The sequence below is a fragment of the Nostoc sp. 'Peltigera membranacea cyanobiont' 213 genome (assembly GCF_002245975.1).
In the GTDB taxonomy this organism is placed as follows: domain Bacteria; phylum Cyanobacteriota; class Cyanobacteriia; order Cyanobacteriales; family Nostocaceae; genus Nostoc.
Genome location: NZ_NOLI01000041.1, coordinates 1 through 21865, shown reverse-complemented (window position 1 = coordinate 21865; position 21865 = coordinate 1). Strand labels below are relative to the sequence as shown.

Below are 21865 nucleotides of genomic sequence, written 5' to 3'. Positions count from 1 at the left end.
ATCGTCAATGAGATATTCTATCAAAAAGGCGTAATTGCTTGTAAATACAAGGTTTTTTCTAATTGCGGATGCTTGAAGCGAAGTTCCCTAGCGTGCAGATGTAGGCGACTGGTAACTGCATCGCATCCATAAAGGCGATCGCCTAAAATAGTTATCCCAAGTCCTCGCGTATCAGCTGCATGAACCCTCAATTGATGGGTACGTCCTGTTAGCGGCGTAAATTCTACGCGAGTGTAATCTTGTTCTCTCGCCATTACTTGGAATTGTGTCAAGCTGGGTTTACCGTTTTGCCAATCAACTTTTTGATAAGGGCGATTTTCAGGATCTCCCCACAATGGCAAGTCAATTACACCTTGTTCAGCGATCGCAACACCAGAAAGTATGGCTTCATAAACCTTGTGAATCTGGCGTTGCTGAAACTGCTGGCTGAGTTGTCGGTGGGTTTGGCGATCGCGTGCTAACAACAAAATCCCAGAAGTTTCCCGATCTAGGCGATGCACAGATACAAGCATCATCCCATCCGGTAACAGATGACGCAAGCGACTCAAAACACTATCTTGGCGATCGCTATAACGCCCAGGTACTGAAAGTAACCCAGCAGGTTTGTTTACAGCAATTAACCATTTGTCTTCATAAATAATCGGTATGACATCTCCCCCTTCCCTTGCAGGGAAGGGGGCCGGGGGGTTAGGTCTTAACCCTGAGAGTAAAAATCCCATTAATGGCTGACATCGTTCAATACACGCGCCATAAAATTCTCCCTGAATTTTATCTTGATTTACTGAAGACGCACCCCACCAAAACTCTGCCATTGCTATTGGTTTTAAATTGTGTGTTGCTGCATAATGCAGTAACTTTGGGGCACAACAGTCACCAGTACCAGTAGGCAAACCTCCCGGCATCAATTGTTGCAATGATAGCGATCGCCCCGAAAAATTAGTCAGGCTATAGGTAGCGTGCATCTGAGCTTGTAATTGACGGGATAGCGCTTTACGCTGTTGTTTCAGTTCGCTAATTCGCGTATCCGTTGCTGCAATTAACTGCTGAAGGGGCTGTAATACTTCATTTTGCTGGCGTTTAAGTTGTCGTCGTTCAATTCCCTGCTGACGACTTTCTTCGTCTAGTTGTTCAAGGGCAATCGCGAGTGCTTCTGGAGTAAGTATATTGCAGATTTGCTGGCGTTTTTGCTGTCGTTGATGTTTGCAATGGCGATGGCGATCGCTCATTGCTTGCAATTGTTGCTCAAAATCATCGGATAAAGTTTCATATTGCTGGCGTTCGGTTAGTTGCTTCAGGCTAAGGATTTCCTGTTTAATCGCGTCCAACTGTGCTAAAGTGCGGGCTTCCTCCAAAGCAACTTCGTCCCGTCCTGGAATTGGTGGAACCCACCCTTCAACTACACTGCAACCATTTAAAAGACCGGAGAAAGCTTTTAGTATTCGTTGTTCGCCATTAAGCAGTTCAACCAACAGTATTCCATACATCTTGCCTTCACGAGAATAACAGTCATTTTTAGCAAGCTGTTGCATTAGTCCGTGGGCGATCGCTTCAGACATTGAGGTGCGGGGTAATTTTAAGCGATCGCCACTTTGGAGACAACGCCCTTCATACCAATAACTCGGAGTTGAATCGCTGATAACAAAATCGCAGTCGATGAAATTTGAAAGTGCGTGCAGAACTACCATACAAAGTATGATTGCAAATTTAGCCCATCCTCATATTGTCATTAGCGATCGCTAATTTATGTGATTTTAATGCCCAGCAAATGCAGTATCTAAAGCTGCATATTAGCATGACTTTCTATTCAACCCGCTTAACTTCAAATCTTTGTAACCCTTCAGGGACTTCATACTCAACCACAACATCTTTAACCACAGCAGCAGGTGGCCCAGAATGACACCAGCGAACCATGTTATCTACAACCTCTCGCGCCCCTTCAAAGACTGCCTCTACTCGACTATCGGGGAGATTTCGCACCCAACCGGTTAATCCCAACTGTCTAGCTGTATCCACAGTGGAATAGCGATAGCCCACTCCTTGGACTCGGCCAGAAATGAATACATGGGCACGGACGATCTTTGGTAGTGCTGTAGAATTCTGCATAAACTGGTCTAATCTTTACGATTCCAGTCTACCTAGTTTATGTATACACTATCTGTTTTTAATCACACATGTCTAACCTGCCACCACTAAATACAGAAACAATTTGGGCAATTATTGACGATAAACTTGATGATGCCACAGTTAACCAGTTGCTATGGCATTATTTAGGATATCGCTATGATTCCTCAACTGCACAATGGGAAAATAGCCAAGTTGCACCAGAATGGCAAGATGAGTACCCCCAACCACCAGATTTCATAGAGTCTCGCCCTGCAATAGTCAAGTTGACCCGTTCTATTCCTGCTGAAAATAAACAAATGCTCAAGGAGAAACTTGGTTTCAAAGGTTACAAAATTGGAGAATTTGGGCCTCGGCAAACTCGCAGAGCGACGGCGGCAAATTGGTTTTTAAGTTATCTACAACAAACTAACGGCAAAATTGATTAATCTGAAATAGGGCTTTCCAAGAAATAAATTATTCATTTGTGGGACGGGCAAGATGCCCATCCTAATATTGGGGATGGGCATCTTGCCCGTCCCACAAGAAAATTTGGGATATTTTTTTATTTGGAAGTCCCATAGCAGATATTGATTGCTAAATATCTGCTATTTCAGAACTCAACAAAAAGCCATTAATTTATTTATTAAAACTTTGTGCTTTACTACAAAAATATTTTAAAGCTAGTAGTATTTTTAACGAAAAAACATATAATATAAAATTTATATACAAATTCAAAAAAACAATCCGATCGATAGTCAAAAATTGTCAAAAAACAATGATTTTTATAAGGTATTTATAAATTACTCCTGAAGATAGAAGCGCTATTTATATAATTATTTCTCTAGAGCGATTTGCTAATTCAATTGAGCATTAGAGAATACTTATATGAACCCTTGATATTACAAACACTTCTATGGCAAAGCCAATTGAATTTAATTTATTTGCACCTTACAACAAAGGAGCCGCATTAATTGGTTCTTTTTCTGATTGGCAAGAAATTCCAATGGAAAAAGGTGATGATGGTTATTTTCGTACAAGTGTTGAACTAGAAGATGGCGATTATAAATATAAATTTCGTGTCCAATCAAATTCATGGTTTTTTGAACCAGAACAATGGGTTGATGTTACAGACCCCTGTGCAACTGATATAGATGAACTGAGTGGAAAAGATGATGGTGTTATCCATGTAAAAGATGGAAAAAAGATTACCGATACATACCATTGGCAACATGATGATAAACCTTTACCTGCTGACCACGAATTAGTAATTTATGAATTACACGTTGGTGACTTTTCTGGTGGTGAGGACGATCCTTATGCACGAGGCAAGTATAAACACGTCATTGAAAAGTTAGATTATTTATGTGAACTAGGAATTAATGCTATTGAGTTAATGCCACTCAAAGAATATCCTGGTGATTATAGTTGGGGTTATAATCCCCGCCACTTTTTTGCAACAGAATCAAGTTATGGTTCTACTGCTGAATTGAAAAATTTGATTGATGAGTGTCACGGCAGAGGCATTCGTATAATTATTGACGGTATTTATAATCACTCAGAAGCATCTGCTCCTTTAACACAAATTGACCACGATTATTGGTATCATCATGAACCTCGCGATCCTGATAATAACTGGGGGCCTGAGTTTAATTACGAACATTATGACGAAAAATTAGAGATTCATCCAGCACGGAAATTTATTAGTGAGGTAATTCGTTTTTGGATTGGAGAATATCATCTTGATGGTATTCGCTATGATGCAGCACGGCAAATTGCTAATTACGACTTCATGCACTGGATTGTTCAGGAAGCTAAAAATACTGCTAGCATGAAGCCTTTTTATAATATTGCCGAACACATTCCTGAAACTACCAGCATTACTAATATAGATGGGCCAATGGATGGTTGTTGGCATGACAGTTTCTATCACTGCATTCTAGAACATATCTGCGGTGATACATTTGATTTAGAGCGTCTCAAAGATGTCATTGACTGCAAACGTCAAGGCTTCTTAGGTGCCACGAATGTAGTAAATTACCTCACCAACCACGACCATAACCATGTCATGGTAGAACTGGGGAACCGTGAGATTTTTGACGAAGAAGCCTTCAGGCGGGCTAAGTTAGGAGTCGCCATCTTAATGACTGCTGTTGGTGTACCTTTAATTTGGATGGGAGAGGAATTTGGAGAGTATAAACCGAAACAACCTGAATCATCCAAAATTGACTGGACACTATTAGGTAACGATTTAAATCGTGGTTTATTTGAATCATACAAAGGCTTAACCAACCTGCGTAAAAGTAATCACGCTCTCTACACAGAAAATATTGATTTTATCCACGAGAATGCAGATGCAAAAGTATTAGCTTATACTCGTTGGAATGATGAAGGTTCTCGTGTAGTCGTAATAGCAAATTTCTCAGAAAACTTTCTCGGTGGCTATCATGTTGCTAATTTAGGAAGCGGTGGAACATGGCACGAGTGGACAGGCAATTATGATGTCGAAGCTGTTGAAGAAGGCATCACAGTTGATTTGGGACCATACGAAGCCAAAGTTTTTGTATGGCAATAATGATATATCATGACTGAGCCAGTATTACAATAGCAAAGAAAAAGGGGGAAATATTTCCCTTTTTCAGTTATTTTTTTCATCACATACAGTTTAACTATAAATTTGTCAAGCCAGAAATAAGCTGTTTTAAAATTTCATGAGTTTGTGTTACACTCCTGAATTGAAGTGCGTATATAAAATTGTCAGAGCATCCCCATGCACAACAAATTATTTAACAGTAATATCGACAACGCTAATATTGAGAACGATCGCATTTTATTAACTCCCAATGAAATCAAATCAAAATTACCTTTAACACAATTAGCCGAACAAAGAGTTTTAGCATACAGGCAGGAAATAGAAGGTATCCTAGATTTTCAGGATCGGAGAAAATTTATAGTAGTTGGCCCATGCTCAATTCACGATCCAAAAGCAGCGCTCGAATATTCTGAAAGGTTGAAAGCGTTATCCGAACAAGTTCAGGATAAGCTGCTACTAATTATGCGAGTGTACTTTGAAAAACCAAGAACAACTGTTGGTTGGAAAGGATTGATTAACGATCCAGATATGGATGATTCTTTCCATGTAGAGAATGGTTTATTAATTGCACGGGATCTGTTATTAAAAATTACAGAATTAGGACTACCTGCGGGTACAGAAGCACTAGATCCAATCATCCCTCAATATATTAGCGAACTGATTACATGGTCTGCCATTGGGGCACGCACAACCGAATCCCAAACTCACCGCGAAATGGCAAGTGGACTTTCGATGCCTGTGGGTTTTAAAAACGGTACTGATGGCAATATCCAAGTAGCTTTGAATGCCCTGCAATCTGCTGGAAACCCACATAATTTTCTGGGAATTAATCAAAACGGACAAGTCAGCGTTTTTCAAACTAAAGGTAATGGCTACGGGCACGTAATTTTAAGGGGTGGTAGTCAACCTAACTTCGATCCAGCAAATGTAAAATTGGTAGAAGAAAAGTTAAAACAGGCAAATTTACCACCGAGAATTGTTATCGACTGTAGCCACGGCAATACCAATAAAGATTACAAATTACAAGGTGCTGTCTTAGAAAATATTGTTCAGCAAATAGTGGATGGTAATACATCAATAGTTGGCATGATGCTGGAATCAAATTTGTATGAAGGTAGTCAACCAATTACTGGGAAACAAGAAGAATTAAAATATGGTATTTCTGTAACTGATAAATGCATTGGCTGGGAAGAAACCGAAAAAATTATTTTGGTTGCTCACGAAAAACTTAGGCATTGCTGAATAATGGGATAATTGAGACTGACACGGAGACGTAAAGACGCGGTGATTCTTAATTGATGCAAATTCCAAAATCATCCCGCAATTATGTAACGCCTAATTTTGTCGATCGCGTTGCCGCCCATTTTTACGAGTATGAGTTGATTCACACCTTGGACATTTCATAGGGATTGCCCTAATTTCTATTTATATTCTGCAACGCCCAGTTTTGCATACTGAAGTGTATACATGAATACAGGTAATAGCACTTTAACGCAGATACAGCGCTATTATAAAATATTATAAAATATTATAAAATCAGCACATTGTTGATGCACAAGATTTTAAAAAAGTCAAGTTTAGTATAGATTATATTTATTAAAAATTTTCTAGCAAGTTCTTAGGAATTATCGGAGACAGGTTTTATAAGTAACTTATAACAAAAAATTATATTACTAGGTCTAACTTATAATTTTTCTGTCTTGCTGCTCTCCTTTACAACTCTGTCTCATCGGGTTAATTTGGTTTATCCCTTGAGAGAAAATAACCTTTCGATTTTGTGGTTAGTCTTACAAAGGTAACGAGCGCGGAGGGATTTGAACCCCCGACCCACAGAACCGGAATCTGTTGCTCTATCCACTGAGCTACGCGCCCTTTAGTCTTAAACATTATAGCATGTCTGTGATAAAATTTGCAGCCTATAGAAACTTGGTTTTTGGGTTCACAGATAATTAGCTGGGTCTACGGGTGTACCATTCCGACGGACTTCAAAGTGGAGGTGGGGGCCAGTTGAGAAACCTGTGGAACCGACAGCAGCGATCGCTTGTCCGCGTTCAACTGCTTGTCCCTCGGTAACATATAACTCGCTGGTATGACCGTAGAGTGTAGTCATACCATTGCCGTGGTCGATAATTACCGCTCTGCCATAACCACCATACCACCCAGCAAAAATTACTCTGCCCGAATCGGCTGCTCGAATTTTACTGCCATAGCTAGCGGCAAAATCCAACCCAGCGTGAAAGCGACGATAGCCAAGGATTGGGTGTATCCGCCAACCGAAGGGACTGCTAGTAGCAGCATCGCTAGGATATGCCATTACACCAGTTCCCCGAATTATAGTTGTCCGGCTGTTGGTTTTTGCTTGCGCCTCTTCAGCTTCTGCTACCTTTTGTTGAATCAAGACTTCCAGATTTTTGGAATCTCTTTCTAGCTGATTTTGTGCTGCTTCCAAGGCGAGGCGATCGCTATTGAGGCGTTGAATCATTTCTGATTGTGACTGCGCCTGAGTTTGATAATCGGCTTTTTGTGCCAGCATTTGCTCACGAATTAAAGCAATTTCATTTTTTTGCTGTTCTACATTCGTTTTTTGTTTATTAAGCAGGATTGCTTGGGCGTTGAGTTTTACCAAAATTTTCTGGTCTGCCTGATACACTAACTTCAACTGATGACGACGACTGATAAAATCGCTGATATTTCGACTTTGGAGCAAAACAGCCCATCCTACAGATGCTGGCGATCGCTGGAGATAACGCAATCGTGCTACTGTTGCTATTTGCCGCTCCTCGTAGGAACGTTGTGCTACAGCTAAATCAGTTTCCAACTGCTGGAGGCGTTGAGTAGCGAGTTGTAATCGAGATTCGCTCTCTTGAATATAGCTATCTGTGGTTTGCAGATTTTGCTTTAAACCAGTGAGGTGTTTTTGAGCCTCTTGTTGAAGATTTGTTAAACGATCGCGCTCGTTAATCACACTCTGATGCTGCTGGTTCATTTGTTGCTGCTGTTGTCGCAGAGTATCAATAGAACCGCTAGACGTTGCGTAGGCTGGAATTAATGCCGAACATATCCACAAAATCCAGCAAAATACAAGAAATAAACAGCCAAAAATCCGCTTTTTCCCTAGAAATCGCGCTCTCATAGCGTGAGCCTAACTAAAACGATGCTTTCAAACACTATGAGGATTATTCCCAAAATCTGATTCACTCACTCCATGTATCAAATCGATCTGCCAAGTTGTAACACAAAGATTCCAGCGATGTCAGCATTGAGCAGAGAATGATGAATAAACTTTGGTTTTTCTAGGGTTGGCGGTGGTTTAAATATCACTTTATTGGTTTAACTTTGACGATCCCCGCCCCTAAAACTCGACAAGAAGAGGCTCAATTCAGCTTGTGATTTTTGCGAGGCAGAGAATTGTCATATACAATATCTTGAGAAAAGTTACTTGTACTTGTAAAAATAAAGATTCTAAATTATTTTTTCGCAACAGTAGAGCGCTAAACCCATTTAAAAGGAAATTGCATGTGGATCGTAAAAATTGCTTTACGTCTTCCGTATACATTCGCGATCGCTGCCTTGATGATTGTGATCTTGGGTGTAATAACGATATTTAGCACGGCGGTTGATATTTTTCCCGCAATCAATATTCCAGTTGTCAGTATAGTTTGGACTTATACTGGCACAACATCTGAGGAAATGGCAGAGCGAATCGTGACAATTAGCGAACGCGCCATGACAACAACCGTTAGTGACATCGAACACATTGAATCTCAATCCTTAAGTGGTGTTAGCGTCGTCAAAGTTTTTTTCCAACCAAGCGTCAATATAGCCTCAGCAGTCGCTCAAATCACCTCTGTCAGTCAAACCATTCTCCGCCCTTTGCCACCCGGTATTACACCGCCATTCATCATTCAATACAACGCTTCCAGCGTGCCGATTATTCAGATGAGTGTTAGTAGCAAAAGCTTGCCAGAACAAGCCCTCAACGACTATGCTACCAACTTCGTCCGCACCCAACTAGCAACAGTGCAAGGAGCGAGTGTACCTCTGCCTTATGGCGGTAAAGCTCGGCAAATAATGGTTGATATCGATCCCCAGGCGATGTTGGCTAAAGGTATTTCTGCTCAAGATGTGACTAACGCTGTTAGCGCCCAAAACCTGGTTTTGCCGGCGGGCGGGATGAAGATAGGCACTCGTGAGTTCGCCGTGCAAATCAATAATAGTCCAGACGTGGTGGAAGCGCTCAACGACTTGCCAATTAAGCAAGTTAATGGCAATGTGACTTACATTCGTGATGTCGCGCAAGTAAGAGATGGCTTTGGTGTGCAGGCGAACATTGTCCGTCAGAATGGGAGACGATCGAGTTTACTTAGTATCCTTAAGAGTGGCAGTGCCTCGACAATTGAGATCGTCGATCGGGTGAAAAAAGCTTTGCCTCGCATCCAATCCACCTTACCCCCAGAACTGAATTTAGCGTTTTTGTTCGATCAATCTCTATTTGTGAAAGCTTCCATTCAAGGCGTTCTCAAAGAAGGATTGATTGCAGCAGTTCTCACCGCGCTGATGATTTTGATTTTTCTGGGAAGTTGGCGCAGCACTGTAATTGTCGCCGTATCGATTCCCCTGTCGATGCTGGTTTCGATTATCGTAATGAGTCGTTTGGGACAAACTTTCAACATTATGACTTTGGGTGGTTTGTCCTTAGCTGTCGGTATTCTTGTCGATGATGCCACAGTAGAAATTGAAAATATCCACCGAAATCTCGGACAAGGTAAAGCAATCAAGCGAGCAATCTTAGATGGGGCGCAGCAAATCGCCACACCAGCATTCGTCGCCACATTATGTATTTGTATAGTCTTTGTGCCGGTGGTGTTTCTCAGTGGAGTGGCAAAGTACCTATTTGTGCCGCTAGCGATGGCGGTAGTATTTGGTATGCTTGCTTCTTATGTGCTATCTCGGACTGTAGTCCCGACAATGGCCAGCTATCTGCTACCTTATGAAGCTCACTTGCACAGAGAAAGCGAGGATCGTAATGGTCATGGCGATCGCCACACCGAAGCCTTAGACGATAATGGTAATGGTCATGAAAACCACCAAACTACAGCCACAACCACAAATAAAAAAGATTGGATCTGGCAGCAACACGAGAAGTTTAACCGAGTATTTGAGAAATTTCGCAGTTGGTACTACAATGTCCTGACCTCAGCATTAAATTACCGCCGCATAGTTTTTGTGCTGTTTGGTGCTTTTATAGTCAGTGCCGGAGTTTTGCTACCCTTCGTCGGTCAAGACTTTTTCCCTCAAGTCGATGGTGGTCAGTTTAGTCTCCACGTTCGTGCCTTACCTGGCACTCGTTTAGAAGAGACAGAAAGAATTGTCAGCCAAGTCGAAAATGTTATCCGCCAGACTGTACCAAAAGAAAATCTCTCGATAATTCTGGATAACATCGGCTTACCCAACAGTGGTATTAACCTTACTTATGGCTACAACGGAGCCACAATTGGCCCGGCTGATGCTGATATTCTTGTATCCCTAAAAGAATCTGGTTCAACTTTCTCTTATGTTAAGCAACTCCGCCAGAAATTAAAAGCGACATTTCCCAGCTATACCTTCTTTTTTGAGCCAGCAGATATTGTTACTCAAATTCTGAATTTCGGTTTACCTGCTGCTGTTGACGTGCAAATATCTGGGCCTCTAAAAAACTCAAAGGGCAATTTTGAAATAGCCAAACAAATCGAAGCCCGGATGACGCGCGTTCCTGGGGCTGTAGATGTACACATGCAGCAAGTTGTCGATGCTCCAGAGTTACACCTGGATGTAGACCGCACCGAGGCTCAACAACTGGGAATGACACAGCGTGATGTTGCTAATAGCGTCCTCACTTCTTTAAGCTCAAGCGGTCAAGCCGCAATCAACCAATGGCTCGATCCCAAAAAAGGCGTGAGTTACACCCTTGCTGTCCAAGTTCCCCAGTATAAAATTGACTCTATTGACAGCCTCAAGAATATGCCCGTTGGCAACGGTCAAACCGCACCCCAACTTTTGGGTAATTTGGCTACTGTCAGACGCGATAGAGTAATGCAAGTTGTTAATCACTACAATATTCAGCCGGTTTTCGATATCTACGCTAACTCCTCCGGTCGTGACTTGGGGGGAGTTGCTCGCGATGTGAATCGAATTATCGCTGATTATCAGAAAAAATTGCCTCGCGGTAGTCAGATTAATATTCGTGGGCAAGTGCAAACAATGAACTCTTCCTTTCTGGGACTCGGTTTAGGACTTGTGTTTGCAATCGTGCTGGTTTACTGCTTAATGGTAGTAAATTTCCAATCTTGGCTCGATCCCCTAATTATCATGATGGCACTGCCGAGTGCCTTGGCTGGTATTGTCTGGATGCTATTTGTCACCGGCACGACCTTCAGCGTTCCTTCCTTAATGGGTGCAATTATGAGTATAGGTGTGGCGACATCAAACAGTATTCTGATGATCGCTTTTGCTAATGAACAGCGTCTAGAAGGACAAAATGCCTATCAAGCAGCACAAGCGGCGGGATATACGCGGTTGCGTCCGGTGTTAATGACTGCCTTAGCCATGCTCATTGGTATGGTGCCAATGTCTCTCGGTCTTGGTGAAGGTGGCGAGCAGAATGCACCTTTGGGTCGCGCTGTCATTGGTGGTTTGTCAGCTGCAACAGTTGCTACTCTGATTTTTGTACCTGTGGTGTATAGCATATTCCGCCGTCAACAACCTCGTCCTATTGAGGATGATGACGATTTAAATTTCTCCGATCCACACACTGCCTACTCCTTGTCATCATCCCAAGGCAAATCATAAGCAACTCACAAAATAGTCATTACCATCATTGGTAATGACTCTAGCTGCTGAATGGATGCAAATTAGATAATATGGGACAGCTAAACTATGGATTCTCAACATCCTCCATCTCCTGATTCTGAACAAGAAACGACTTCTAGAAAACAAAGACGCGGCATTGGTGGAATTGGTTGGGCTGTAATTGGTGTTGTTTTTTTTGGTACTCTCTTAACCATAGGTATTTTGCCTCGGTTAACCCAAAGGTCAGAATTACAAGCAGCAGTCAAGGAAGCTAGCACTATCCCCTCAGTTAACGTTATGACTCCCCGTCGCGCTACTGGTGTTAGCAATTTGGAACTACCTGGGAGTGTTGTAGCCCTTAATCAAACCACCGTCTATGCTCGCAGTACTGGGTATTTGCGGCGATGGTATGCTGATATTGGCGATCGCGTCCGCGCTGGTCAGTTGTTAGCAGAAATCGATTCACCAGACATAGATCAGCAAGTTTTGCAAGCAAAGGCAGAGTTAATCCAAGCACAAGCTAACGTGCTGCAAAGCCGTGCTAGTTTAGCTAAAGGTGTTTCTGATTTGAAGCAAGCCCGTGCTAATTTATTAATTGCCCGTCAAAGCTGGGAGCGCTGGCAAGTTCTTGTCAAGCAAGGTGCAGTAGCTCAACAAGATGCAGATACAAAATACGCCACATATCAGGCGAACCTGGCCAACGTTGAAGCCGCACAAAATACTATCAGTTCTGACTCTGCCAATGTGAAGGTAGCCCAAGCTAACGCCTACGCCATTCAAGCAAACTACCAGCGTAATACCATATTGCAGTCTTATAAGAAAGTCACTGCTCCCTTCGCAGGAGTAGTCACAGCCCGTAACGTAAATACAGGTGTTCTGATTACATCAGGTAATGGTAGTACAAATACTGGAAATACCAGCCTTTATACCATTGCTGCTTACGATGCCCTAAATGTGAACGTGAATGTCCCCCAAAGTTCATCAGCTTTACTTAACACTGGACAAACAGCACAAATTACAGTCAGAGAGTTACCACAACGAGTATTTACGGGTAAAGTAGTACGTACTAGCAACGCCATAGATCCAAATACTCGTACTTTGCTAACACAACTAAAAATCGATAATTTGGACGGGGCGCTGCGACCTGGGATGTATGCCAGTGTCAAATTTGCCATTAACCGCACTAATCCTCCCTTTGTTGTGCCTGATAGTGTTTTAGTCATTGATGCCAAAGGTACACAGGTAGCAACTATAACTAAAAACCAAACAGTACATTATCAAAAAGTTGGCGTTGGGCGAGATTATGGTACTGAAGTAGAAATTACATCCGGTCTGACAGGAAATGAATCGCTGATTGCCAATCCTACGGTTGATGAGACGGAGGGTTTGCGCGTGCAACCAATTGCAGAAACAAAGTAGACTCAACAAATAATTTTTAATTACAGCTATTTTCAGGTAAATAGATCGCGTGGTAAGGGCATAACAATGCTCATATAGGACTAATAGTCTGTCAATAAATAATTGATGGATAAATTTCCTGTAGAGACGGCGATTTATCGCGTCTCTCTAACCGTCAAAATGAATTTGACAGACTACTAGTATTTGATTTTTGAAATCTTAGGTAGGGTGCGTTAGCAGGGAGAGTACGGCACCATCCCAAGCTGATGGTGCGTTACGACGTTCCGTCTAACACACCCTACAAATACTTATATTTTTTCAAAAATCAAATATGATTCCTATAGGTGTCAACTTAAGGTGCTAGTTGAATTACCCCCCCTTAATCCCCCCTTGTAAAGGGTGGAAACAGAAAATCCGGTTCCCTCCCCTTTATAAGGCTACGGTGTACACACAAGTATGACCAGTATAGGTTTCAACTCTTCTAGTAGTTTCGTAGGGTGTGTTATGGACATGCCGAAATAACAAATGAGTATGCCGAAATAACAAATGCGTATGCCGAAATAACAAATGCGTATGCCGAAATAACAAATGCGTATGCCGAAATAACAAATGAGTACCCCGAAATAACAAATGCGTATGCCGAAATAACAAATGCGTATGCCGAAATAACAAATGCGTATGCCGAAANTAACAAATGAGTATGCCGAAATAACAAATGAGTATGCCGAAATAACAAATGAGTATGCCGAAATAACAAATGAGTACCCCGAAATAACAAATGCGTTTTAGCTTTGTCACGCCAGCGTAATGCAGCGCGAATCTTTGGTGGATGAAGTTTTTGCGACTTGTGTGTACACCGTTGCCTTATAAAGGGGAGTTATTTGAAATAATTTCCTTGTCCTGATACTATTAACGGTTATTTTGTATGAAGGGTTTTGAAATCTGCTAAGGTTTCAGTTATCTTAAAACTCATAACTCAGTATGGTCTAAGAGGTTGTTTGAAAAGTATTTGGCTGTGATTTTAGGCACTTAGAGATCCCCCCTAGCCCCCCTTAAAAAGGGGGGAATCGGAATAAAAGTCCCCCTTTTTAAGGGGGATTTAGGGGGATCTGAAATGTTTTGCTACCAATGAGAGGACTTTTCAAACATCCTCTAAAGGCCCCGCTACCCTCAACAGGAATCAACACTAATGCAGAATAGGCAAGAAAAAATTTCGCAAGTGGTAGTAACTGCTGGGCAAATGCACGATATTGAAGATCGCATCTTTGCTGCGGGAATGCCTGTAGTAGCTTTGATGGAAAAGGTGGCGGGATTAATTGCTCGTCGCATTCAAGAGATCCCCCCAACCTACGCCAGTCGCTCCACTTGGGGAGACTCCATCGCCCTTAGCGTCTCCCCTTGGGAGAAGACGGCGCTGGCTCCCCTTAATAAGGGAGGCTATGTTCCTTCAAACATCTCTTTAAAAAGGGGATATCGTGTCGGAATTCTTGTTGGCCCCGGTCATAATGGCGCGGATGCTTTAGTAGTAGCCCGTGAATTATACTTTCGCGGGGATGAGGTTTGGATTTATTCTCCTTTCTCTAAGCTTAAGGAATTAACTTCACAGCACTTACAATATGCTCAAAGTTTGGGCATTCCAATTTATCAAACAATTGAGCAACTGCCAGATTCTGATTTGTTGATTGATGGCTTGTTTGGGTTTGGTTTAGAAAGAAACCTCACCGATCCCATCGCCTCTGCAATTAATCAGCTAAATGAATTGTCTGTGCCAATTTATAGTATCGATTTACCTTCAGGTTTACACACCGACACTGGCGTTGTATTAGGAACTGCCATTCGCGCTACTCATACTTTTTGTTTAGGTTTATGGAAACTAGCTTTCTTCCAAGATCGGGCGCTGGAATATCTCGGCAAAGCTGAGTTAATCGATTTTGATATTCCTTTAGCTGATGTAGAAGCTGTTTTAAAAGACGCACCCAGGATTAAACGCATTACGCCAGCAATGGCACTCGCTACTCTACCTCTACCTCGTCCACCAGTTACCCACAAATATCAGGAAGGACATTTACTGTTGATTTGTGGTTCGCGGCGCTATGCAGGTGGAGCAATTTTAACTGGTTTGGGTGCTAGGGCTAGTGGTGTGGGGATGCTTTCCATTGCCGTACCCGAATCGTTGAAATCTCTTTTGGTGTCACACTTGCCAGAAGCGCTAATTGTCGGTTGTCCAGAGACGGAAAGTGGAGCCATTGCTCACCTACAATTACCAGAAAACACCGATCTGAGTTCCTTTAATGCGATCGCTTGTGGCCCCGGTTTAACACGAGATGCTACTCCCGTTGTCCAAGAGGTAATTAAGAGCGATCGCCCTTTAATTCTCGATGCCGATGGTTTAAATATCCTCGCACAAATGGGAGCGATCGCTACTTTAAAAAAACGTCTTGCCGTAACCGTACTCACACCCCACACTGGCGAATTCCAGCGATTGTTTCCTGATGTCGCCGATGCCAAAAATGACAGGGTGAAAGCAGTACAGGAAGCAGCAGCGCAAAGTGGAGCGGTGGTGTTGTTGAAAGGGGCAAGAACTGCGATCGCAAACCCTCAAGGTGGTGTTTGGATCGTTCCTGAAAGTACACCCGCCCTGGCGCGTGGCGGTAGCGGTGACGTGTTAACTGGGCTACTGGGTGGATTGTTGGCGCAAGCAGCAACTAAACAGATTCCCGTAGAAGATATAGTAGCAACTGCTGCTTGGTGGCATTCCCAAGCAGGTATAATAGCCGCCCAAGAGCGGACTGAATTGGGTGTAGATGCGTTTACATTGACACAATATTTGATGAAAATTCATTAGTCATTAGACAAATCCTAAATATAATCTTAGGTACAAAAAATGGTTGATTGAATGGAGGTTTGAGAGTCTACTGTTGCTCTAGGGTGTTTATTCTTTGTAAACCAGTGTAAATATTGAACCGTTCTCCGCGCAAAAATCCAATTAGGGTAATCCCAAATTCTTTGGCGACAGACACTGCTAAACTACTGGGAGCGGAAACAGAACAAACAATGGGAACTCCAGCAGTTGTAGACTTTTGCAAAATTTCAAAACTAGAGCGTCCGCTCACTAAGACAATACAATTATTTAAAGGCAACTCGTCACTGAGAAAAGCTGAACCAATCAATTTATCCAAAGCATTGTGTCGCCCAACATCCTCCCGCAGGTTCAATAAATTTCCTTGAGTATCGAAGATAGCCGCAGCGTGCAAACCTCCTGTAGCCCTGAAGATACCTTGAGCCGCGCGGAGCTTATCAGGTAAGCTGTATACGATTTCAGGTGTTACCGTTGGGCCAGAAGGAATCATGGGACATCCCCGCATACGCAAAGCCTCAAGGCTAGCTTTACCGCACACCCCACAGGCGCTACTAGTGTAAAAATGACGTTCCAAAGGCTGTAAGTCTGGAATCAACCCATCCCGCAATTCTACATTTACGATATTATGGCGTTGCTCGCCATCTACTAATTCATCAACGCAGTAGCTTATCCGTCGGATATCTTCTCTGCGGCTAACCACTCCTTCACTGTAGAGAAAACCAGCTGCTAGTTCAAAATCTGCCCCTGGTGTTCGCATTGTTACAGCTACCGTCTTCTGGAAAGGGGTAAGGCGAATTTCCAAAGGTTCCTCAGTAGTGAGATGATCTAAACGAGGCCGGACTTGACCTTTTTCCATTACCCAAACAGTGGCTTGGGTTTTGCTTTTAGTTTGCATTGTCATATTTATGAGAGTTGGTAAATTGAAATTTTGATACTAATCTGGAAACAGAGTAATGCTATTTGTATATCAGATGTCTCTTTGATGCTCACCAACTACTTTGTTCAGTTGAACTAAATTGCTAGGTTTCTGTTTAGGAAGTAAAATGAACCTAAAATTTTTGGCTTTCAGGAAAATTTTATTTGCAATAGTCTTTGTGATTTCTCTTGGTTTAGCAGGATATCTAGTGGGTAATAACATTAGTCAAAAAGTAATTGAAAAATCTTTTGCTAAACAAATCATGTCTACCTCCACCGTCGGAAAAAGTTCTCAACTACAGACACTCTTAAATGAGATAGTTGTTGAAGAAAAAATTCCTGGCGCAGTAATGTATATTTCTACACCCAAAGGTTCTTGGGTGGGAGCATCTGGTGTCAATAGCTTGTCAACAAAAACCCGGATGAAAACCACGGATGGTTTTTCCATCGCCAGTATGAGTAAAACTTTTATGGCGGTGGTTGTGCTGAAATTAGTAGAGCAAGGGAAGATAAGATTAGATGGGGCGATCGCAACATACTTACCAAGAGACATCACTCCTCATATTGTCAACAGCGATAAAATTACAGTTCGTCAATTGCTCAACCATACCAGTGGTGTTGCTGAATACCTAGATACAAAAGAGTTTATTCAAGCTACTGCAAAAAGAAGTCGCTCGCAGCCTTGGACAGCCAGAGAAGCTATTCCGTATATGTACCAAGAAGAACCAAAGGCAAATCCCGGAGAAAAATTTATTTATACTGATTGCAACTACATTCTTTTGGAACTGATTGTTGAAAATATCACTAGGGGAACTCTCGCCCAAGCAATCCGCAGTCAGATTTTAAAACCATTGGGATTAAAACATACCTTCACAGAATTGCGCGAACCGACAATTGGCGAAGTAGCTACAGGTTATAGCGATCGCAATAAGGATGGTAAGCTAGATAGCTACGCCGATGTCAATGATGGCAATGGTTTGGGAGATGGTGGATTGGTTTCAACAGCAGAGGATTTAGCCAAGTTCGCTAAAGCGCTATTTGTCAAAAAAAGCTTACTTTCGTCAAAGATGATGAAAGAAATGCTGAAATTTAAAGATAATGGCGAAAGCTATAGCTATGGGTTAGGTGTAGAACGCTTCTCATCTCCTATGGAAAAAGCAATTGGCCATAGTGGTATAGCTTATGGCTTCACAACATTGCTGGCATATCTCCCCAATCAAAATACTACTATAATAGTGCTGCTAAACGCTCAGGGTGTTGATATTAAATCAGTAGCTAGGACAGGTATAGAAGTTGTTGAGAATAAATGATCCTAATATGAATTTGATGCCAGTGGAATAATAATTGCTAGTCGTAATAGAGTAGTAAATCTAGGTTTGCCATGACTAATAATAAACAACAAAAATGTTAAATTTACTGAACTTAACCGGATTGGTTTATGCCTTGGAAATAACTCTAGTATCAGCTTTCAAACAAGCCAATTTTTGTTAAATAAACTTCACATCACTGAGTAAGCACCTTTATTAGAAATTTTCTGGGTCAATATTCAGTTCTCGTAATTTGGTTGCTAGGCGTTCAGCGCGTTGTCTTTCTTGTTCGGCGTGTTCCGTTTCCCACAGTGCAATTTCTTCAGGTGTAGGCATTAACTGTCCTTCCGCATTGAAATAGCGTAATTGATTTTCATAAACGCCCAAGTACAAATTTAGCTGCTGACTCCACAACAATCCTTGTGGGTTGGGTTCTATAGGTTGATACGTACCACCCAACAAAATAAACCCAGCAAATTCTAAATTCTTGGGGTCAAACCAGAAATATTCAGGAGTGCGAAAGATATCTTGGTAAATTTGTTTTTTTAAGCCCTTGTCAGTCGCTGCGGTTGACTTTGAAAGTAGTTCTATAATCAAATTCGGATATTTGCCGTCTTCTTCCCAAACAACCCAACTATCACGGGGTTTGCGTTCAGTATCCAACACGACAAAGAAATCTGGCCCCCGAAAGTCTTGGGATTTAAGCTGGCGTGGACTGTAATAAATGCTAAGATTGCCGGCAGCAAAAAAGTCGTTGTGGTCTCGCCACCACCAATCAAGGCATTTTATCAATAGCAGCATTTGCTGCAAATGTAGGTATGTTTCCAATGGTGGCTCATTACTTTCTAAATCCCCTGGTGGAAATATAACATCTTCTGGGGTTTCAAAATCTTTGGCGACAGACATGGCTGCAAGTTTTGGAGTTATATTAAGTTGAGCGTAGCAGTCGGAAAGCGTTAATATTAGGTTTGCTTTTCTAAGCGTACTATTGCATTATAATCAGGAACACCTTCAAGCGATCGCTTACTTTTATCTAATAACACATTCCCTTCTGGCCAATGTACTTGCAAGTTTCCTGACTGAATTGGCGCAATATAGACTTGACACAACAACTCACCTAAATCATTCTTGAGAATTACCTTATCCCCATCTTTTAAATCCAACTGTGCAGCATCAGCAGCATTGATTAGCACCGCCTCTCGCATTGCCCCAGTAATTGCATCCTTGCGTTCCTGCACCATACTATTAAATTGTTTGCCTCGGCGGGTTGCTAATAAAAAATAACCTTCTGGTAATTCTCTTTGGCGTGGCAATAATACGCCAAAATGTGCCTTACCATCGGCTGTAGGGAAGTTCCAACCAAAGCACAAATGTGAGCCACCATATTGAAATTGATCGCCAGCTTGCTGTAAATGTTGAATACCGGCATATTGCGGGACAACTTGAGCAATTTCTTGACGGATAGCAGCTGTGTCAGCAAAAGCTAGCTTATCTGCCAAATCTGGTTTTACCCGCCTTGCCAATTCTAAAAAGACTTCCCACTCTGGACGCGCTTCCCCAATGCGCGGCCCCGGAATTTCTGGACTGAAAATTACCCGGCGTTCGGTGTTAGTTTCTGTGACTCCTCCTGGTATTTCGTAGCGAGTCGTCGCAGGTAAAAGCACCACAGTATCAGCAGGTTCCACCAACATTTGGCTGGAGAGAACAATATCTATATGTACCCGCAGTGGTATTTTCTTCAGCGCCGCTTCCACATAATCTGGTTCTGGCAGCACTTCTAAAAAATTTCCACCCACAGAAACCAACACATCTAATTCCCCCTGATGTGCGGCGTTAATCATTTCTGGGGCAATTAAACCTTTACTTGCCGGCACTTCAAAGCCCCAATGCTGACTCAATTGGGCAGCATTTTCTGGAGTGATGGATTTACCACCAGGAAATACTGTCGCGTAACATCCCATCTCTGCACCACCCTGCACCCCAGAGTGGCCGCGAATTGGCATTAAACCGCAGCCTTCCCGACCGACAAAACCTTTGGTGAGAGCTAAGTTGATGATACTTCGCACATTATCTTCGCCGCATTCATGCTGGGTAATGCCCATACTCCAAACAAATACGGCTTTATTTGCTTCTTTGACCATTTTGGCAAAAGCGTACATTGACTCGCGGGATGTACCAGAAAGCCGCTCTAATTCTTCCCAAGATTGATTTTCTAAAGATGCTTTGAGTTCAGCAAAACCATCTGTGTATAAATCTATAAATGACTGGTCTACCCAATTGTTAGCAATTATATGTTTAATAGTGCCATTTAAAAATGCGATATCCCCGCCCATGTTGATTAAGAAGAAGTCTTCGGCAAACTTTGTACCGAAAACGGCGCTTTCTACAATTGAGGGAACCCAGTAACGCTCCATTCCTGGTTCGCGGTAAGTGTTAATAACTACAATCTTTGTGCCAGCTTTTTTAGCGTAATGGAGATATTTGACGGTAACAGGCTGATTGTTAGCAACATTGGAGCCAATGAAGACTAATAAATCAGTTCCAATCCAGTCTTTATAAGAACAGGTGGTAGCACCAGCACCCAAAGCAGCTTTTAGTCCTGCTGTACTGGGAGAATGGCAAATGCGGGCAGCGTTATCAACATTATTACTGCCCATTGCCCGCACAGCTTTTTGGGTAGCATAATAAGTTTCGTTGACAGTACCGCGACTGGTAACATAAAAACTGAGGCGGTCTGGTTTTGTGGAGTGGATGCGATCGCTAATCACTTCTAAAGCTTCATCCCAACTAACACGACGAAAGCCTTTTTCCCCTCGTTGACGAATCATCGGATAAGGGAGTCTTCCCAAGTCGCGTAATTGGGCACTTTTTTGCTTCTGTAACTGCGAGACATCCTCCAATAGCACAGGGTCAAAAGCTGGCATCGTATTCATCCGCAATAGCCGCAACCGCACATTGCAGAGATGAATCCCATCTAAAGTCCAATCCTTCATCCCGGTTGTTCCGAGAGCGCAACCATCACAGACACCTTTATCGAGAATATTCCACGCATAAGGTAGTTTGTCACGAGACAGCCAGATTGCGCGAAATACCTCCCAAAAATTGTTGGGGTACTGTTCGCCGATACCAAAAGGCTTCCAACTTGCCCAATTTGAAGGAGTCCAGTGCTTTTTAGGTTTAGGTAACATGATGTAATGTGTGAGTTGCTGGATTCTCTTAGGCTACCGTTTTGAATAGCAATTGAGTAGCAGGCAGTTAAAAATCCAGATAAAACAGATAAAAACTGGGAAAATTAATTTATGCTCGTGTTTTTGTGCCTTAACGATAACTTGAATGTTTCTAAGCACAACTTCAAGCGTAATAACAACAACTTAAGCGTTACTTATCAAACGAGGAAAATTATTAATTACAACTTAAACATTCATAACAACAGCTTAAACTGTAATAACAACGACTTAAGGATTAGTTATAACACCCTGAGCATTGATAAATACTGTTTAAGCTGTAGTTACAACAACTTAAGCATTACTTATAAAAGTAGAAACGTTATTAACTACAGCTTCTTTTGTAGTTAACACAGAAAGAGTTGTAGTAACTACAGCTTTAATTTTTTGAGTTATATAGGAATGCGGTTTGATTTATGAAAAACATTAAGTATTTGTAGGGTGCGTTATGACTTTAGTCTAACGCACCAAACCCTTGAAAATGGTGTGTTACGCTTCGCTATAACACACCCTACGTGTTGTTCAAAAATCAAATAGTAATCCTATATCATGTCCGCTTGATTACTTATTAAACCCGAAGAACCCCACCCCGCCAAAGCTACGCTTTGTCTCCCCTCCCCGCAGGCGGGGAGGGGCTGGG

13 protein-coding genes and 1 tRNA gene are annotated in these 21865 nt (G+C 42.2%); 7 read left to right on the top strand and 7 right to left on the bottom strand.

Annotated features, from left to right (window positions below; genetic code table 11):
• Positions 1 to 20 precede the first annotated feature (20 nt).
• Positions 21 to 1685 carry an RluA family pseudouridine synthase gene (locus CDG77_RS13660; protein ID WP_094329908.1) on the bottom strand — a complete coding sequence of 555 codons (1665 nt, stop codon included), beginning with the start codon at positions 1683 to 1685 and terminating at the stop codon, positions 21 to 23.
• Positions 1686 to 1800: 115 nt separating this feature from the next.
• A complete protein-coding gene (locus tag CDG77_RS13655; RefSeq protein WP_094329907.1) occupies positions 1801 to 2103 on the bottom strand; it encodes an acylphosphatase in 303 nt (100 codons plus the stop codon).
• A 68-nt stretch (positions 2104 to 2171) separates the two neighbouring features.
• Between CDG77_RS13655 and CDG77_RS13650 the strand changes: the two genes are divergently transcribed.
• The 3 genes from CDG77_RS13650 to CDG77_RS13640 all read left to right on the top strand — a co-directional run bounded on the left by CDG77_RS13650 (position 2172) and on the right by CDG77_RS13640 (position 5935).
• The gene (locus tag CDG77_RS13650; RefSeq protein WP_094329906.1) at positions 2172 to 2549 is read left to right on the top strand and encodes a DUF1823 family protein; all 378 of its coding nucleotides are present in this window, start codon (positions 2172 to 2174) and stop codon (positions 2547 to 2549) included.
• 467 nt (positions 2550 to 3016) lie between these two features.
• A complete protein-coding gene (locus CDG77_RS13645) occupies positions 3017 to 4675 on the top strand; it encodes an alpha-amylase family glycosyl hydrolase (protein ID WP_094329905.1) in 1659 nt (552 codons plus the stop codon).
• A gap of 195 nt (positions 4676 to 4870) precedes the next feature.
• Positions 4871 to 5935 carry a 3-deoxy-7-phosphoheptulonate synthase gene (locus tag CDG77_RS13640; protein WP_094329904.1) on the top strand — a complete coding sequence of 355 codons (1065 nt, stop codon included), beginning with the start codon at positions 4871 to 4873 and terminating at the stop codon, positions 5933 to 5935.
• 557 nt (positions 5936 to 6492) lie between these two features.
• Here CDG77_RS13640 and CDG77_RS13635 read toward each other — a convergent pair.
• Together CDG77_RS13635 and CDG77_RS13630 are read right to left on the bottom strand one after the other, a co-directional pair.
• Positions 6493 to 6565, bottom strand: a tRNA-Arg gene (locus CDG77_RS13635).
• 67 nt (positions 6566 to 6632) lie between these two features.
• The gene (locus CDG77_RS13630) at positions 6633 to 7826 is read right to left on the bottom strand and encodes a murein hydrolase activator EnvC family protein (RefSeq protein ID WP_094329903.1); all 1194 of its coding nucleotides are present in this window, start codon (positions 7824 to 7826) and stop codon (positions 6633 to 6635) included.
• Positions 7827 to 8209: 383 nt separating this feature from the next.
• On the opposite strand from CDG77_RS13630, the gene CDG77_RS13625 reads away from it, so the two are divergent.
• The 3 genes from CDG77_RS13625 to CDG77_RS13610 all read left to right on the top strand — a co-directional run bounded on the left by CDG77_RS13625 (position 8210) and on the right by CDG77_RS13610 (position 15764).
• Positions 8210 to 11521: an efflux RND transporter permease subunit gene (locus CDG77_RS13625; RefSeq protein WP_094329902.1), complete on the top strand. Its 3312-nt coding sequence runs from the start codon at positions 8210 to 8212 to the stop codon at positions 11519 to 11521.
• 87 nt (positions 11522 to 11608) lie between these two features.
• Positions 11609 to 12940, top strand: coding sequence for an efflux RND transporter periplasmic adaptor subunit (locus tag CDG77_RS13620; protein ID WP_094329901.1), 1332 nt, complete (start codon positions 11609 to 11611; stop codon positions 12938 to 12940).
• Between the two features lie 1168 nt (positions 12941 to 14108).
• Positions 14109 to 15764, top strand: a complete 1656-nt coding sequence (locus CDG77_RS13610) for an NAD(P)H-hydrate dehydratase (RefSeq protein ID WP_094329899.1) — start codon at positions 14109 to 14111, stop codon at positions 15762 to 15764.
• A 67-nt stretch (positions 15765 to 15831) separates the two neighbouring features.
• On the opposite strand, the gene fdhD is transcribed toward CDG77_RS13610, so the two are convergent.
• The gene (fdhD, locus tag CDG77_RS13605; protein ID WP_094329898.1) at positions 15832 to 16680 is read right to left on the bottom strand and encodes a formate dehydrogenase accessory sulfurtransferase FdhD; all 849 of its coding nucleotides are present in this window, start codon (positions 16678 to 16680) and stop codon (positions 15832 to 15834) included.
• A gap of 142 nt (positions 16681 to 16822) precedes the next feature.
• On the opposite strand from fdhD, the gene CDG77_RS13600 reads away from it, so the two are divergent.
• A complete protein-coding gene (locus tag CDG77_RS13600) occupies positions 16823 to 18004 on the top strand; it encodes a serine hydrolase domain-containing protein (RefSeq protein WP_094329897.1) in 1182 nt (393 codons plus the stop codon).
• Positions 18005 to 18217: 213 nt separating this feature from the next.
• Here CDG77_RS13600 and CDG77_RS13595 read toward each other — a convergent pair whose 3' ends face one another.
• Both CDG77_RS13595 and CDG77_RS13590 read right to left on the bottom strand, forming a co-directional pair.
• Positions 18218 to 18907, bottom strand: coding sequence for a Uma2 family endonuclease (locus tag CDG77_RS13595; protein WP_094329896.1), 690 nt, complete (start codon positions 18905 to 18907; stop codon positions 18218 to 18220).
• Between the two features lie 56 nt (positions 18908 to 18963).
• Positions 18964 to 21189: an FdhF/YdeP family oxidoreductase gene (locus CDG77_RS13590; RefSeq protein WP_094329895.1), complete on the bottom strand. Its 2226-nt coding sequence runs from the start codon at positions 21187 to 21189 to the stop codon at positions 18964 to 18966.
• Positions 21190 to 21865 lie beyond the last annotated feature (676 nt).